The following is a 14,691-nucleotide window of genomic DNA, read 5'->3' on the forward strand; positions in this document are numbered from 1 at the left end:
GCGGTCTCAGGCGGCCTGACGGGCAGTGACGAATGCTGCCAGGGTGGCGATATTGGTGAAATGGGAGCGGGTGTCCTTGGCGTCGGCGTCGATCTTGATCCCGAAACGTTTCTGCAAGGCCAGGCCGAGCTCCAGGGCGTCCACCGAGTCCAGGCCCAGGCCCTCGCCGAACAGAGGTTGTTGGTCATCGATGTCCTGGACGTCGATGTCTTCCAGCCCCAGGGCGTCGATGATCAATTGCTTGATATCACGGTGCAGGTCTTGCTGTGGATCGCTCATCTTCGGCGAGCTCCTTGATGAAATACTGATGCAGGTAATCGTTGAGGCGTCGAGAGGCCACCGGTGCCGGGCCCAGCGCAGCGAACGAGGCGGGGTCGATATCGGCACCGACATGTAGACGAAAATGCACGCGTCGGCGCGGAATGCGGTACCAGGGCTCATGTTTGGTCAGGGTGCTGGGGCTGACGCTGATGGTCACGGGTGTAATGATTTTCGCACCGCGCAAGGCGATCGCGGCGGCACCGCGATGAAAGGCCGGGGCCTGGCCGGGCGGTGTGCGGGTGCCCTCGGGGAAGATGATCAGCGGCTGTCCCTGGCGCAGGGTGTCGGCGGCGGTTTCGAGCATCTGCACGCTGCCATCGTTGCCGATGTAGCGTGCCTCGCGCACCGGGCCGCGGGTGAAGGGGTTGTCGAACAGGCTCTGCTTGACCACGCAATTGGCGTTGCGGGCCAGGCCGATTAGAAACACCACGTCGATCAGCGATGGATGATTGGCGATGATGAGCTGCCCCGGACGGCCCAGACCCTCGGCTCCGACGACCTCGTAGGTGAGCACGCCGCTGACCCGCATGAAACGTATGAACCGCCAGAACAGCCAGCCGATGGTTCGGCGGGCGCGTTGCTGGTGGCGTTCGACGCCACCGGGCAGGCAGGCGAGCAGCGGAAACACCAACACGCGCAGGCACAGGCTGCCCACACCGAACAGGGCAAAGCTCAGTGCGGTCGCCACCAGGCGCCAGGGGTAGGCATCCCGTGGCTTGTTCACGCGAGCCGTTGCCAGTTCCATGAGCGTTGCTTTCCTGGGTGGGTGAGCCTGGACTGGTCGGTCAGCAGGGCGCGCAGCCAGCCCAAGGCGTGGGGCAAGTTGCCAGGGACGGCTTCGCTGCCTGGGGTCAGGTCCAACTGCCATTGCTCGCCAGGGGTCAATAGCAGCCCTAGGGCATAGGAGAGCGGTACGTCGCTGATCCAGGGCGCATAAGCCGCTGGCGGCAGTTCTTCGGCAACGATCAGCAATACGGCCGGCGCGCCTTCATGGAGCAGGCCGGCCGCCTCGACGAGGCCATGTTCGAATCCGTCGTCGGCCGCGGCCAGGGCGGTCATTTCGCAGCTCTGCCCACGCAGGATCGACCACAGGCCGATCACCGCATTGTGCACCGAGAGGCTGAACTGGGTGGGCGAGAGCGGCTCGCCCTGGGCGAGGTCGCTGAGGATGGAGAAGGTGCGCGGGGTTTCACCATGGCGCGAGACGTACACCAGCGGCAGCGATTCGTACCCCTCGGCAAGCGGCCAGCCGACAGCGAACGCCATGCGTGCCAACGGGCTCAGGCGCCGGCGCTGCAAGGCCGGAAGGAAGGACACGTCCGGCACCTGGCTGTCGCCTGGCGACACGGACTCACCGTTGGCCCAGGCACGCCAGTCGGCAGGCGTGTGCAGACCGGGGGCCCAGGCGCGCCATTGGCTGATGTTGAAAGTGATCACGATGTGCTTGTTTCCCGCCCTGCGGGCGACCTTTGGCGTCGGAGTGGCTCGGAGCGGCCTGAGGGATTCACACTCGCCGAGTGGCGCGCATTATCCCGGTGCAGGGGACCGCTAGCAAATACGCCTTGGACAATGACCAATGAACAACGCTCTGGCTAGTCGACCCGCTCCGATCGATTACCCGCGGTTTCCGATGAACGGTTACGAAGGTTATCGGCACCGGGGTAGGAAAGGTTGAGCGGGCGGTACTGGTCATTGTCGCTCGCCGGACACATACTCGGGCATTCGTTGATACACGGAGGTCTTCCATGCGGCGCGTGGTGTTCAATCAGAAAGGTGGCGTGGGCAAGTCGAGCATCGCCTGCAACCTGGCGGCGGTCAGTGCCAGTGAAGGCTATCGGACCCTGTTGATCGACCTGGATGCCCAGGCCAACTCCACCCAGTACCTCACCGGGCTGACCGGCGAGGACATTCCCATGGGCATCGCCGACTTCTTCAAGCAAACCCTCTCCAGCGGGCCCTTTGCCAAGAAGAACAAGGTCGATATCTACGAAACGCCGTTCGACAACCTCCACGTGGTCACTGCGACCCCGGAACTGGCCGACCTGCAGCCCAAGCTCGAGGCCAAGCACAAGATCAACAAGCTGCGCAAACTGCTCGATGAGCTGGACGATGACTACGAGCGAATCTACATCGATACGCCACCTGCGCTCAATTTCTACGCGGTTTCTGCGTTGATCGCCGCCGATCGGGTGCTAATCCCATTCGACTGCGACAGCTTCTCACGCCAGGCGCTGTATGGCCTGCTCGCGGAAATCGACGAACTCAAGGACGACCACAACGAAGACCTGCTGGTCGAGGGCATCGTCGTCAATCAGTTCCAGTCACGCGCCAGCCTGCCGCAGCAGATGCTCGACGAGTTGCTGGCCGAGGGCTTGCCGGTCCTGCCGGTGTATCTGGCCAGTTCGGTGAAGATGCGTGAATCCCACCATGCGAGCTTGCCGTTGATCCACCTGGAGCCTCGACACAAGCTGACCCAGCAGTTCGTCGAGCTGCACGCGCTGCTCGAAGAGAACGCCTAGACCCCCTGGCTGCGCAACCACTCCAGCAAAGACTGGAGTGGGAAAGCGCCTGCCTGGCGGGCGACCTCACGACCATTCTTGAACAGGATCAGGCTGGGGATCGAGCGGATGCCCAACTGACCGGCGAGGTTGCGGTTGGCCTCGCTGTCCAGCTTGGCCAGGCGACAGCGCCCGGCAAGCTGGCGGGCGGCTTGTTCGAAGACCGGGGCGAACGATTTGCACGGCCCGCACCAGTCTGCCCAGACGTCCAGCAGCAGGGGCAAATCGCCTTTGATCTGGCTGGCGTAGCTGCGTTCATCGAGGTCGAACGGCGTGGCCAGCAGTACCTCTTGCTTGCAGCGTCCACACTTGGGGTGGTCCCCCAGGCGTTCGGCGGGCAGGCGGTTGAGGCCGTTGCAATGGGGGCAGGGAATCAGCAGAGGTTCGGACATTTCATCTCCTGTTCGGTTTATCGCAGGCTGTCGCAGCGCCCACGGGGCCTGATCTGAAGCAGCCACATCTTGTGAATACTGGCCACAGCCCTGGCAGGGCATTCACGAGGAACAGCTGATTTCCAGGTGCTTGCCCCACTCGGGCGGACGTTCGGCATAGGCCTGCATTGCAGGTTGTTCTTCGAATGGATTGCTCAGCACCTGATGCAACCGCCGTACTTCGCTGTAATCCCCCGCTTCGGCCGCTTCAATGGCTTTTTGTGCCAGGTAATTGCGCAGGATGTACAGCGGGTTGACCGCATGCATGCGCTCGCGCCGGCCTTCGGCGTTGGCGGGTTCACGCTGGCAGCGGGCCAGGTAATCCTCGCCCCAGGCGTCGAACCCGGCCAGGTCGATGAAGTCATCGCGCACCACCTTGAGGGCATCGGCCACGGGCTGGTCGCCAAGCCTGCGGAAGAACAGGGTGTAGTCCACGCCGCCGCTCTGCATGCGTTGCAGCAGGCGCTCCACCAAGGCCATGTCACCGTCCTCGGCTATGGTGAAGCCCAGGCGCCGACGCATCAGATCCAGGTAGTGAGCCTGGTACAGCGGCAGGAACAGGCCCAGCGCTTCCTTGAGCGGCTCCACCTCGATCACCGTGGTCAGGGCCTGGGCCAGGGCACTCAGGTTCCAGTGGGCGATGGGCACCTGGTTGGCGTAGCTGTAGCGACCGCGGTCGTCGGAATGGTTGCAGATGAAATTGGCGTCGAAGTCGTCGAGGAAGGCGTAGGGGCCGAAGTCGAAGGTGATGCCCAGGATCGACATGTTGTCGGTGTTCATCACGCCATGGCAGAAGCCGTAGGCCTGCCACCGGGCGATCAGCTCGGCGTTGCGTTCGACGATGGTGCGGAACATGGCCAGGTAGGGCTGTTCTGCTTCCCGGCACTCGGGGTAATGCTGCTCCAGGACATGGTCGATGAGTTGGCGCTGCTGCTCTGGCTGGCGGGTGTAGTAGAAGTACTCGAAGTGACCGAAGCGCACATGGCTCTGGGCCAGGCGCAGGAGCATCGCGGCGCTTTCACGGGTCTCACGCCACACCGGGGTACTCGAGCCGATCACGCACAATGCGCGGCTGCTGGGAATGCCCAGGGCGTGGAGGGCCTCGGAGGCGAGGAACTCGCGGATCGAGGAGCGCAGTACGGCACGGCCATCGCCCATGCGCGAATAGGGGGTCTGGCCGGCGCCCTTGAGGTGCAGGTCCCAGTGCTCGCCGGCGTCATTGAGCACTTCGCCCAGCAGCAGGCCACGGCCGTCGCCCAGGCGTGGGTTGTAGGAACCGAACTGGTGCCCGGAATAGACCATCGCCCGCGGCTCTGCCTCTTCCCACAGCTTGTGGCCGCTGAACAGCTCGGCGAACACCGGCAGTTCGGCCTGGGCCGGGTCGAGGTCGAGCAGGGCCATGGCCGATTCGCTGGCCACCACCAGGCGTGGCTCGGCAATCGGGTCGGGCAGGACCTCGGTGGAAAAGGCATCGCCCAGGCGGGCGAAGCGGTTGTCGAAGGTCAGTTGGTCGAGGGCTTTCACAGGCCGGCTCCTGGGATCGGGGGTCAGGGGCCGCTTTGCGGCCCTTCGCGGGTAATCCCGCTCCCACAGGTCCAGCGCTGTGCCTGTAGGAGCGGTTTACCCGCGAACGAGGGCGTAGCCCTCGCAAGGGTTGTGCACAGAATAAAGTATTCGAGTGCACTCAGGCCGGTGCAGTGCCATCCGGTTTCGGGTTCTCCACCGGAATCAACTGCTGTTTGCCGCCTTGCATGTCCATCAGGAACACCTCGACCTGGCGCACCGAGATCTTGATGTTGTGCGCCTTGAACTCGCGGTTGATGTAGCGGTTGATCTCGTCCAGCGTCGGGTTGCGGTCGCCCAGGTCGCGGACGTGCATGCGCAGTTCGTGGTCCAGCGAGCTTTCGCCGAAGTTGAGGAAGTACACGATCGGCTCAGGATCCTTGAGCACCCGTGGGTTTTCGTGGGCGCCCTTGAGCAGCAGTTCGCGCACCAGATCCAAATCCGAGCCGTAGTCGATGCCCAGCTTGAGCGTGACGCGGGTGACGGTGTCGGTCAGGGACCAGTTGATCAGCTGGCCTGTGATGAAGGTCTTGTTGGGGACGATGATGTCCTTGCGGTCGAAGTCGGTGATGGTGGTCGCACGGATGCGGATCTTGCTCACCGTGCCGGATAGATTGCCGATGGTGATGGTGTCGCCGATGCGCACGGGGCGCTCGAACAGAATCATGATGCCGGAGATGAAGTTGGCGAAGATCTCCTGCATGCCGAAGCCCAGGCCCACCGACAGGGCCGCCACCAGCCATTGCAGCTTGTCCCAGCTCACCCCGAGGGTCGACAGGGTGCTCACGATGCCCACACCCACGATGGTGTAGGAGAGCAGCGTGGTGGTGGCGTAGGCGCTGCCTTGGGCCAGGTTCAGGCGCGACAGCACCAGCACCTCCAGCAGGCCCGGCAAGTTGCCGGCCAGGGCGAAGGTGATACCGACGATCACCAGCGCACCGAGCAGGTCGCCCAGGCTGATCGGCACCATGCTGGCCGCCGCGCCAGTGCCGCTGGTGTATTCGTACAAGGTGAAGTTGTTGAGATAGGCGAAGACCGAGATCAGGTCCGACCAGACCCAGTACAGGCCGGCGATGAAGCCGCCAAGCAGGGCCAGGCGGATCAGGCGCAGCGACTGCTGGTTGACCTGTTCGATATCCAAGGTTGGTTCTTCGACGATCACCTCGCCGTCCAGCCCTTCCTTGGCAGCCTGGCGTTTGCTCAGGGCGCGCTGGTAGGCCAGGCGCCGGGCCGCAACCGAGAGCCCGCGTACGAACGCGGCCTCGATCACCAGCCAGAACAACAGCAGGTAAAGGGTATAGATGAGTCGGTCGGTGAGCTTGAGCGCGGTGTAGTAGTAGCCGAAGCACACGGCCACGAATAGGGCGATGGGTAGCGCGGTGAAGGCCACCCCAACCGCTTTGCGGAACAGCGAGGTGTCTCGGTGCGCGGGGCTGCTCAGCAGCAGGCGGCTGAGCAACCAGGCCATCAGGGCATAGCAGGTGAGCACCACACCGATGCCCAGCACATCATCGGCCAGGGCCGACGGCTGATGCTCGGCCACCGCCACCACACCTACCAGGGCCAGCACCACGGTGCCCAGTCGGCGCACCCAGCCGCGCAGGAACTCGACCTGCGGCTTGTGCCAGCGGAAGTGGATCTCGGCAACGCCGCCCGGCGCGAGGATGCGGTAGGCGGTGTAGAACACCAGCCAGGCCTGGGCGATCTGCCACAGGGCGGCGCCCAGGTTAGCGTTCTGGCCGCGAGCGTCGATCTGCAGGGCGTAGCTGCCCAGGGCCAGGGCCAGGGCGACCGGCATGGCCAGGAGGATATTGATCAGGATCGCCTGGGGCGTATGCCACTGGCTATCGCGACGGAAGTGGCCGATGTCCTGGTGAACCTTGCCCAGGCGCTGATAGAGGTACTTGCGCCGCCATAGCAGTGCGCCGATCACCAGCAGCAGCGGCAGGAACAACAGCGGGCGCTGCGCCAGGCCGTCGGTCAGCTCCTTGAGGCCCGAGCCCCATGGCAGGTTGGCGACCTGGTCGGCAAACCGCTCGGGCACATGGCTCAGCCACTCCCAGTCCAGCGGCTTGTTGCTGGGAATCCAGAACATCTGCTCTTCCAGGGTGGTGCGCAGACTTTGGGCGGTGCTGAGCAATTGCTTCTGGTTCAGCTGCAGGGTGATGGACTCATTGAGCAGCGCCGACAGCTCGCGGTTCAGGCGCTCGAGCAGGTCGCTGCGGGTGATCACCACCTCCAGCAAGGCCTTGCGCAGCTGTGGTGTGGCCTCTTCCTCGGGCTGGGCGGCCAGCAGCTTGTCGACGTAGATCGAGGGGCTGCTCATCTGCTCGCGCTGCTGGTTGATCTCGAACTGATAGAGGCGAATGTCGGCGATCTGGTCGGCCAGGTTGCGATCGACTTTCAGGTGCGGCAGGGATTGCTTTTGCTTGTAGAGGATCTTCGATAGCAGCAGGCTGCCCTTGAGCACGTCGATCTGTTCGTCCAGAGCCTGGTCGGCCTGGGTCAGGCTGTCGAGTTGCTGTTTGGTGCGCAGGTTCTGCTGGGTGACCTCGTTGAGCCGGTCGGTGCTCTTGAGCAGGTAGTCCGAAAGCTTGACGTTGGCGGTGCTCTCGGTGGCCAGCAAGGTGCTGCTGCCGGCCTTCTGGGCTTCGAGCGACTGTTGGGTGACGGTCTGCTGGGACTGGGCCAGACGCTTGTCGTTGATCAGCGTCTGCAGCTCCTGGATTTCTTGCTCTAGGCGCGCGGCGCGCTCGATCAACAGGTCGTGGCGGGCATTGCCCAGATCCTGCAGTTGGCTGTTGCTGGTCATTTCCTGGCGGCGCAGAGCCATGCGTGCATTGAGCGCGGCCAGCTCGGCGTTGAGCTGGTTGCGTTGGTCTGCGGAAATCGGTTTGCCGCCGTCCTTGCCCGATTTTAGGCTGCTGTTGATCTGCTGGATGCGGGTCTGGCTGCTGCTGATTTCGGCCTGGGCCCGTTCAGGGCGGGTCTGGGAGTTGATGATCAGGCTGTTGGCTTCGGAGAGCGCTTTTTGCAGTTCGCCTTGCTCAGTGCTGCGCTCGCTGAGCATCTGCTCCAGCTGGGGTACGGCCAGGTTGGCATAGCGCTCAGCCACCGGCACGCTCTTGGTTTGCTTGAGCTTGGTCAGCTCGCGTTGACCGTCACGGATCTCGTTGGGCGCGCTGGCCAGCTGCTGTTTGAGCTCGGCGAGTTTCTTTTCGCTGTCTTCCTTGCTGGCGAGCAGGACCAGGGTCTGCTCGAGCACTTGCTGCAGGGCCTTCTGCTCGGCTTCCGGAAGTTTGCGCTCGGCGATCTTGTCGAGGCTGTGCTGGACGCTGGCGGTGGTCGGGACCTCGGCCGCCATGACGGCGAACGAGAGGGACAGGCACAGCCCGAGCAGGGCTGCGCGGAGGGACACACGCAGGGACATAGGCAGAATTCTTGCGAAACGAGGCAAATCGAAGTTTAGAGGAACAACCCGGGGCCGGGTCGAGTACCTTCCGGAAATCTGACGCCCACTTTCTGGATCTTGTTCCCGTCCATGGTCGCCACGGTCCAGATCGTGCTGTTCCATTCGACCTGGTCGCCTACTACTGGAGCGCCTCCGACCTTCTGTCGGATGAACTGGGCAAGCGGCATTTTCGCGTCCAATCCGTCCAGCTTAAGGCCATAAAGCGCCGCCACCGCGCCGAGCTCGGCATCGCCTTCGAGCACGAAGTCGCCGAAGAAGCGCAGGTCCAGCCCCCGCTGCGGCGCCTGGCTGAACAGTTTGCCCAGGGCCGGCAGGTTGTGCTCGTGGCCGATCACGCACAGCATGTCGCCGACCTCCAGCACGGTGCTGCCTGAGGGGTGCAGCAGTTGCTCGCCGCGGAACAGTGCGGCGATACGGGTGCCCTCTGGCATCTTCAACTCGCGCAGGGCGGCGCCGATGCACCATTTTTCAGCACCCAGGCGATAGACGAACAGCTCCCACTCGCTGGTGATGTGCACCTCCAGAGCGGAGCGGGAAATCGGGGCCGGGTCCGGCGGCACGGTGACTTTCAACAGCTTGGCCATCCACGGCAGGCTGGTGCCTTGCACCAACAGCGAGACCAGGACGATGAAGAAGGCCAGGTTGAAGAACAGCTGGGCATCGGGCAGGCCGGCCATCAGCGGGAACACGGCAAGAATGATCGGCACCGCGCCGCGCAGGCCGACCCAGCTGATGAAGGCTTTCTCGCGGCCGTGGAAGGCCTTGAACGGCAGCAAGCTGGCCACCACCGACAGGGGGCGCGCGAACAGGATCATCCATAGCGCAAGGCCCAGCGCTGGCAAGGCGATCGGTAGCAGATCGTGAGGCGTGACCAGCAGGCCCAGCACCAGGAACATGCCGATCTGCGCCAACCACGCCATGCCATCGAGCATGTGCAGAATGCCGTGACGGCTGCGGATGGGGCGGTTGCCCAACACCAGGCCGCACAGGTAGACCGCCAGAAAACCGCTGCCGTGCAAGGCGTTGGTCAGCGAGAACACCACCAGGCCGCCGGCGATCACCAGGATCGGATACAGCCCGCCGGCCAGGTTGATGCGATTGACCAGTTGCAGCATCAGCCAGCCACCGCCCAGGCCCAGCAGGCTGCCGATGCCGAACTCGCGCACCAAGTGGGTCAGCAGGCTCCAGTGCAGGCCGGTCTGGCCGCTGGCGATCATGTCGATCAGGGTGACGGTGAGAAAGACCGCCATCGGGTCGTTGCTACCCGACTCGATCTCGAGCGTCGCGGTGACACGCTCGTTCAGGCCCTTGCCACCGAGCAGGGAGAACACCGCCGCGGCGTCGGTGGAGCCGACGATGGCGCCGATCAGAAGGCCTTGGATGAGGCTCAGGTCGAACAGCCAGGCGGCGACCATGCCGGTCAGCCCGGTGGTGATCAGCACGCCGACCGTGGCCAGCGACAACGCGGGCCACAGCGCCACGCGAAAGCTCGCCACCCGCGTGCGCAGGCCGCCGTCCAGCAGGATCACGGCCAGGGCCAGGTTGCCCACCAGATAGGCGGTCGGATAGTTGTTGAAGATGATGCCGCCACCATCGACGCCGGCGACCATGCCGACGGCGAGGATGATGACCAGGATAGGAATGCCAAGGCGCGATGACAGCGAGCTGACCAAGATACTTGCCCCGACCAGCAGTGCGCCGATCAGAAACAGGCTGTTGATGGTGCTCGCATCCAAAGGCAGTACTCCGGTACATCGCGGGGAAAAAGGACTTGATAGCGTTGACTAGCAGGTCGCGTGCCAATCGATTCTAACCTGATGAATTGGCAGCCTGTAAAGCGTTTCTGAAAATGAAAAAGGCACCCCGGAGGGTGCCTTTTTCGGTGTTACCAGTACGGCGCTATCGCGGGACAAGCCCGCTCCTACAGGTACTGCGCTGCGCTTATGGGCAGCGATATCCCTGTGGGAGCGGCGTTGGTCACGGACAAGCCGGGACAGGTTCAGCCCTGCTTGACCTCGCGCATAGGCTTGCCCTTCACCGGTGCGCCATTGGCCACGTAGTACTTGGCGGTGCTGCGCGGCAGCGGCTTGCGGCCACGGATCTTGTCCGAGATTTTCTCGGCGATCATGATCGTGGTGGCATTGAGGTTGCCGGTGATGATGATCGGCATGATCGATGCGTCGACCACACGCAGGCCCTGCATGCCGTGCACGCGGCCTTCGCCATCGACCACCGCCATGTCGTCGGTGCCCATCTTGCACGAGCAGGACGGGTGGAAGGCGGTTTCGGCGTGCTCGCGGATGAACTTGTCCAGTTCCTCGTCGGTCTGCACGTGGGCGCCCGGGCTGATCTCGCGACCACGGTATGGATCCAGCGCCGGCTGGGCCATGATCTCGCGGGTCAGGCGGATGCCGTCGCGGAATTCCTGCCAGTCCTGCTCGGTGGCCATGTAGTTGAACAGGATGCTTGGGTGCTGGCGCGGATCCTTGGACTTGAGTCTGATGCGGCCACGGCTAGGCGAGCGCATCGAACCCATGTGGGCCTGGAAACCGTGTTCCTTCACGCCGTTGGAGCCGTTGTAATTGATCGCAACCGGCAGGAAGTGGTACTGGATGTTCGGCCATTCGAACTCAGGACGGGTGCGGATGAAACCGCCTGCCTCGAACTGGTTGCTGGCGCCGATGCCAGTGCCGTTGAACATCCATTCAGCGCCGATGGCTGGCTGGTTCCACCACAGCAGCGACGGGTACAGCGAAACCGGCTGGGTGCACGCGTATTGCAGGTACAGCTCCAGGTGGTCCTGCAGGTTCTCGCCGACGCCTGGCAGGTCGTGGACGACCGGGATGTCGAGGCTTTCGAGCAGTTCGCGCGGACCGACGCCGGAGCGCTGCAGCAGCTGCGGCGAGGCGATGGCGCCGGAGCTGACGATAACTTCCTTGCGGGCGCGGGCTTCGACGCGCTCTTCGCTGTCGCCGACCAGGTAGGTCACGCCGATGGCGCGCTTGCCGTCGAACAGCACGCGGTCGGTCAGGGCGTGGGTGACGATGGTCAGATTCGGACGCTTCTTGGCCTGGTCCAGATAGCCGCGGGCGGTGCTGGAGCGACGACCGTTCTTGGTCACGGTACGGTCCATCGGACCGAAGCCTTCCTGCTGGTAGCCGTTGAGGTCTTCGGTACGTGGGTAACCCGCCTGCACGCCGGCTTCGACCATGGCGTGGAACAGTGGGTTGTTGCCGGCTTTAGGCGTGGTCACGCTGACCGGGCCTTCGCCGCCGTGGTAGTCGTTCGGGCCGATATCGCGGGTTTCGGCCTTGCGGAAGTACGGCAGGCAGTCCAGGTAGGTCCAGTCTTCGAGGCCTGGCAGTTTCGCCCAGCCGTCGAAATCCATGGCGTTGCCGCGGATGTAGCACATGCCGTTGATCAGCGAAGAGCCACCCAGGCCCTTACCACGGCCACACTCCATGCGGCGGTTGTTCATGTGCGGCTCAGGATCGGTTTCGTATGCCCAGTTGTAGCGACGGCCCTGCAGCGGGAAGGCCAGGGCGGCTGGCATCTGGGTACGGAAGTCGAAGCGGTAGTCGGGGCCACCGGCTTCCAGCAGCAGTACAGTGACGCCGGCATCTTCGGTCAGGCGGGTCGCCAGGGTGTTACCGGCGGAGCCGGCACCGACGATGATGTAATCGTATTCTTTGGACATGAAAGTACCCTCATGTTGGCGGTGATCAGGGAGCGGAAACGCCCGTGCGCAGCGGCACGGGCGTGGCTAGCTAGACAGGGTTCAGAAAACCGAGTTGTAGCCGCCCAGCTCGACCTGGACCGACTTGATGCGAGTGTATTGAGCCAGCGAGCTGACACCGTTCTCACGGCCGACACCCGACTGCTTGTAACCGCCGACCGGCATTTCGGCCGGCGATTCGCCCCAGGCGTTGATCCAGCAGATGCCCGCTTCGAGCTTGTGGATGATGCGGTGGGCGCGGCTGATGTCGTTGGTGCAGACGCCGGCGGCCAGGCCGTACTCGGTGTCGTTGGCGCGACGGATGACTTCTTCTTCGGTTTCGTAGGTCAGGATGCTCATGACCGGGCCGAAGATCTCTTCCTTGACGATGGTCATGTCGTCGGTGCAGTCGGTGAAGACGGTCGGGGCAACGAACGCGCCCTTGGCGAAGTCACCGGCCATCAGACGCTCGCCGCCGCACAGGACGCGGGCACCTTCTTCCTTGCCCTTGGCGATGTAGCCCAGGACGCTTTCCATGTGCGCGAAGCTGACCAGCGGACCGAAGTTGGTGTTCTCGTCTTCCGGGTTGCCGGCACGGATGCGGGCGACGCGTTCGGCGATCTTGGCTTCGAAGGCCGCTTTCATCGACGACGGGATGAATACGCGGGTGCCGTTGGTGCAGACCTGACCGGAGCTGTAGAAGTTGGCCATCATGGCGATGTCGGCGGCCTTGTCCAGGTCGGCGTCGTCGCAGATGATCAGCGGCGACTTGCCGCCCAGTTCCATGGTGACTTCCTTGAGCGTGGAGCTCGAAGCGCTGGCCATGACTTTCTTGCCGGTGGTGGTGCCGCCGGTGAAGGAGACTTTCTCGATGCGCGGGTGCTCGGTCAGCCAGGTGCCCACTTCGCGACCGCTGCCGGTCAGGACGTTGAACACGCCGTCCGGCAGGCCGGCTTCGGTGTAGATCTCGGCCAGCTTCAGGGTGGTCAGCGAGGTGACTTCCGAAGGCTTGAAGATCATGGCGTTGCCGGCGGCCAGGGCCGGGGCGGATTTCCACAGGGCGATCTGGATCGGGTAGTTCCAGGCACCGATGCCGGCAGTCACGCCCAGTGGCTCGCGGCGGGTGTAGACGAAGGAGCTCTCGCGCAGCGGGATCTGCTCGCCTTCGATGGCAGGAACCAGGCCTGCGTAGTATTCCAGCACGTCGGCGCCGGTGACGATGTCGACGTAACGGGTTTCGGAATAGGACTTGCCGGTGTCCAGGGTTTCCAGCATGGCCAGCTCGTCGTTGCGCTCGCGCAGGATCTCGACGGCGCGGCGCAGGATGCGCGAACGCTGCATGGCGGTCATTGCGGCCCAGACTTTCTGGCCACGCTCGGCGCTTTCGACGGCGCGCTCGACGTCAGCCTGGGTGGCACGTTGCACGTGGGCGAGGACTTCGCCGGTGGCCGGGTTGATGGCTTCGAAAGTGGCGTCGGTGCTAGCGTCGACGTAACCACCATCAATGTAGAGTTTTTGCGTTCCGAAACGGGCCATAGTGTCCTCGCAAGTGCAGTGTGTGGTTGGCTACCGCGTCACGCTCCTGCCTGGTTGGCAATCGCCGCGCGCGGTTGTTCAGAGGCCTGGTCGGTAGTGTCCAGACTCTGCTGTTTAGCCAGTTGTAGATCCATGTATTCGTAAGCAATCCGTATTGCCTGGTCGGTGTCGAATGCATCACCGGACAGCGCGCCACGCAGCCACAGGCCATCGATCAGGGCCGCCAGTCCGCGGGCAGCCTTGCGCGCATGGTAGAGCGGCAGGACGCGACGGAACTGGCAGCACAGGTTGGAATACAAGCGGTGGTCGTTGATCCGCTGCAACCTGTGCAGGTCTGGCTGGTGCATGCTGGAGGCCCAGAAGGCCAACCAGGTTTTCATTGCCGGGCCGTTCACCTGGCTCGCATCGAAGTTGCCCTCGATGATCACTTTCAGGTGGGCGCGCGGGCTGTCGTCCGTCAGTGCCTGGCGACGCGCCGCAACGCCTTCGTTGAGCATGCTCATGATGTAACCCATCGTCGCTGCGATCAGGCCGTTCTTGTCCCGAAAGTAGTGACTGATGATGCCGTTCGACACACCGGCCAAACGGGCAATCAGCGCAATGCTGGCATCTCCCAGTCCCACCTGATCGACCGCCTGCAACGTGGCTTCGATCAACTGCTGGCGGCGGATGGGTTGCATACCGACCTTGGGCATGTTGCATATCTCCTCAGGCCTGCGAGCAGACGACGAGCGGCTGCCTCGGCGAAGGCCAGTCTATTTTGTTTTGATTGAACGTTCAATCAATAAAGAATAAGCTCTGCGACAATTTGTGCCATTGACAGTTTTTCAGCTGATCGAGAAGGCACGGATTGACACCCCAGGAAATCGCGTAACCCCCGGAATACAAGGCGTTGACGGGCAAGAGCGATGCGAAATGCAGATTCCGCCGAGCGGTCATGGGCCGCGCGGGCAGCCACTGGAGCGGGCTTGGATCTGTTTTATTTGCAACGATTCGATTCGGGATCGCGATTTCCTAGGTGCTTTTATAACACCTGATGCTGTGGGGCTATTGCACCATTTGCTCGGGAAGACTGATTAGCCTCCACTCCCGCAC

11 protein-coding genes are annotated in these 14,691 nt (G+C 63.4%); 1 reads left to right on the plus strand and 10 read right to left on the minus strand.

Annotated features, from left to right (window positions below; translation table 11 throughout):
* Positions 1-6 precede the first annotated feature (6 nt).
* Genes J5X93_RS01895 through J5X93_RS01905 form a run of 3 tightly spaced genes read right to left on the minus strand, consistent with a single transcriptional unit; the run spans position 7 to position 1,758 of the window.
* Positions 7-279: a phosphopantetheine-binding protein gene (locus J5X93_RS01895; protein WP_043212500.1), complete on the minus strand. Its 273-nt coding sequence runs from the start codon at positions 277-279 to the stop codon at positions 7-9.
* Positions 248-1,066: a lysophospholipid acyltransferase family protein gene (locus J5X93_RS01900; protein WP_043212502.1), complete on the minus strand. Its 819-nt coding sequence runs from the start codon at positions 1,064-1,066 to the stop codon at positions 248-250. The genes J5X93_RS01895 and J5X93_RS01900 overlap by 32 nt, the downstream gene beginning before the upstream one ends.
* Positions 1,042-1,758, minus strand: a complete 717-nt coding sequence (locus tag J5X93_RS01905; protein WP_250034338.1) for a beta-ketoacyl synthase chain length factor — start codon at positions 1,756-1,758, stop codon at positions 1,042-1,044. The genes J5X93_RS01900 and J5X93_RS01905 overlap by 25 nt, the downstream gene beginning before the upstream one ends.
* Positions 1,759-2,066: 308 nt before the next feature.
* On the opposite strand from J5X93_RS01905, the gene J5X93_RS01910 reads away from it, so the two are divergent.
* Complete coding sequence (locus J5X93_RS01910; protein ID WP_043212506.1) at positions 2,067-2,840, plus strand: ParA family protein; 774 nt, start codon at positions 2,067-2,069, stop codon at positions 2,838-2,840.
* Here the strand turns inward: J5X93_RS01910 and trxC are convergent.
* The 7 genes from trxC to betI form a co-directional block, all read right to left on the minus strand.
* The gene (gene trxC / locus J5X93_RS01915) at positions 2,837-3,271 is read right to left on the minus strand and encodes a thioredoxin TrxC (protein WP_043212507.1); all 435 of its coding nucleotides are present in this window, start codon (positions 3,269-3,271) and stop codon (positions 2,837-2,839) included. The two genes, J5X93_RS01910 and trxC, sit on opposite strands and share 4 nt — an antisense overlap.
* Before the next feature lie 102 nt (positions 3,272-3,373).
* On the minus strand, positions 3,374-4,834 hold the full coding sequence (selO, locus tag J5X93_RS01920; RefSeq protein WP_250034340.1) for a protein adenylyltransferase SelO: 1,461 nt from the start codon (positions 4,832-4,834) through the stop codon (positions 3,374-3,376).
* 160 nt (positions 4,835-4,994) lie between these two features.
* Positions 4,995-8,303 (minus strand): mechanosensitive channel MscK, encoded by a 3,309-nt coding sequence (gene mscK / locus J5X93_RS01925; protein WP_043212512.1) that lies wholly within the window; start codon positions 8,301-8,303, stop codon positions 4,995-4,997.
* 35 nt (positions 8,304-8,338) lie between these two features.
* Positions 8,339-10,081: a potassium/proton antiporter gene (locus tag J5X93_RS01930; RefSeq protein WP_043212513.1), complete on the minus strand. Its 1,743-nt coding sequence runs from the start codon at positions 10,079-10,081 to the stop codon at positions 8,339-8,341.
* Positions 10,082-10,344: 263 nt separating this feature from the next.
* Positions 10,345-12,042, minus strand: a complete 1,698-nt coding sequence (betA, locus tag J5X93_RS01935) for a choline dehydrogenase (RefSeq protein WP_043212515.1) — start codon at positions 12,040-12,042, stop codon at positions 10,345-10,347.
* A gap of 81 nt (positions 12,043-12,123) precedes the next feature.
* A complete protein-coding gene (gene betB / locus J5X93_RS01940) occupies positions 12,124-13,596 on the minus strand; it encodes a betaine-aldehyde dehydrogenase (protein ID WP_043212517.1) in 1,473 nt (490 codons plus the stop codon).
* Between the two features lie 38 nt (positions 13,597-13,634).
* Positions 13,635-14,291 (minus strand): transcriptional regulator BetI, encoded by a 657-nt coding sequence (gene betI / locus J5X93_RS01945; RefSeq protein ID WP_070571690.1) that lies wholly within the window; start codon positions 14,289-14,291, stop codon positions 13,635-13,637.
* Positions 14,292-14,691: the final 400 nt, after the last annotated feature.

Origin of the sequence: Pseudomonas sp. BYT-1 (assembly GCF_023611805.1) — a bacterium.
Taxonomy (GTDB): domain Bacteria; phylum Pseudomonadota; class Gammaproteobacteria; order Pseudomonadales; family Pseudomonadaceae; genus Aquipseudomonas; species Aquipseudomonas guariconensis.

Coding starts and splice junctions, on each gene's coding strand:
- J5X93_RS01895 (WP_043212500.1), bottom strand. CDS start 279: ATGAGCGATCCACAGCAAGACCTGCACCGTGATATCAAGCAATTGATC.
- J5X93_RS01900 (WP_043212502.1), bottom strand. CDS start 1,066: ATGGAACTGGCAACGGCTCGCGTGAACAAGCCACGGGATGCCTACCCC.
- J5X93_RS01910 (WP_043212506.1), top strand. CDS start 2,067: ATGCGGCGCGTGGTGTTCAATCAGAAAGGTGGCGTGGGCAAGTCGAGC.
- trxC (WP_043212507.1), bottom strand. CDS start 3,271: ATGTCCGAACCTCTGCTGATTCCCTGCCCCCATTGCAACGGCCTCAAC.
- mscK (WP_043212512.1), bottom strand. CDS start 8,303: ATGTCCCTGCGTGTGTCCCTCCGCGCAGCCCTGCTCGGGCTGTGCCTG.
- betA (WP_043212515.1), bottom strand. CDS start 12,042: ATGTCCAAAGAATACGATTACATCATCGTCGGTGCCGGCTCCGCCGGT.
- betB (WP_043212517.1), bottom strand. CDS start 13,596: ATGGCCCGTTTCGGAACGCAAAAACTCTACATTGATGGTGGTTACGTC.
- betI (WP_070571690.1), bottom strand. CDS start 14,291: ATGCCCAAGGTCGGTATGCAACCCATCCGCCGCCAGCAGTTGATCGAA.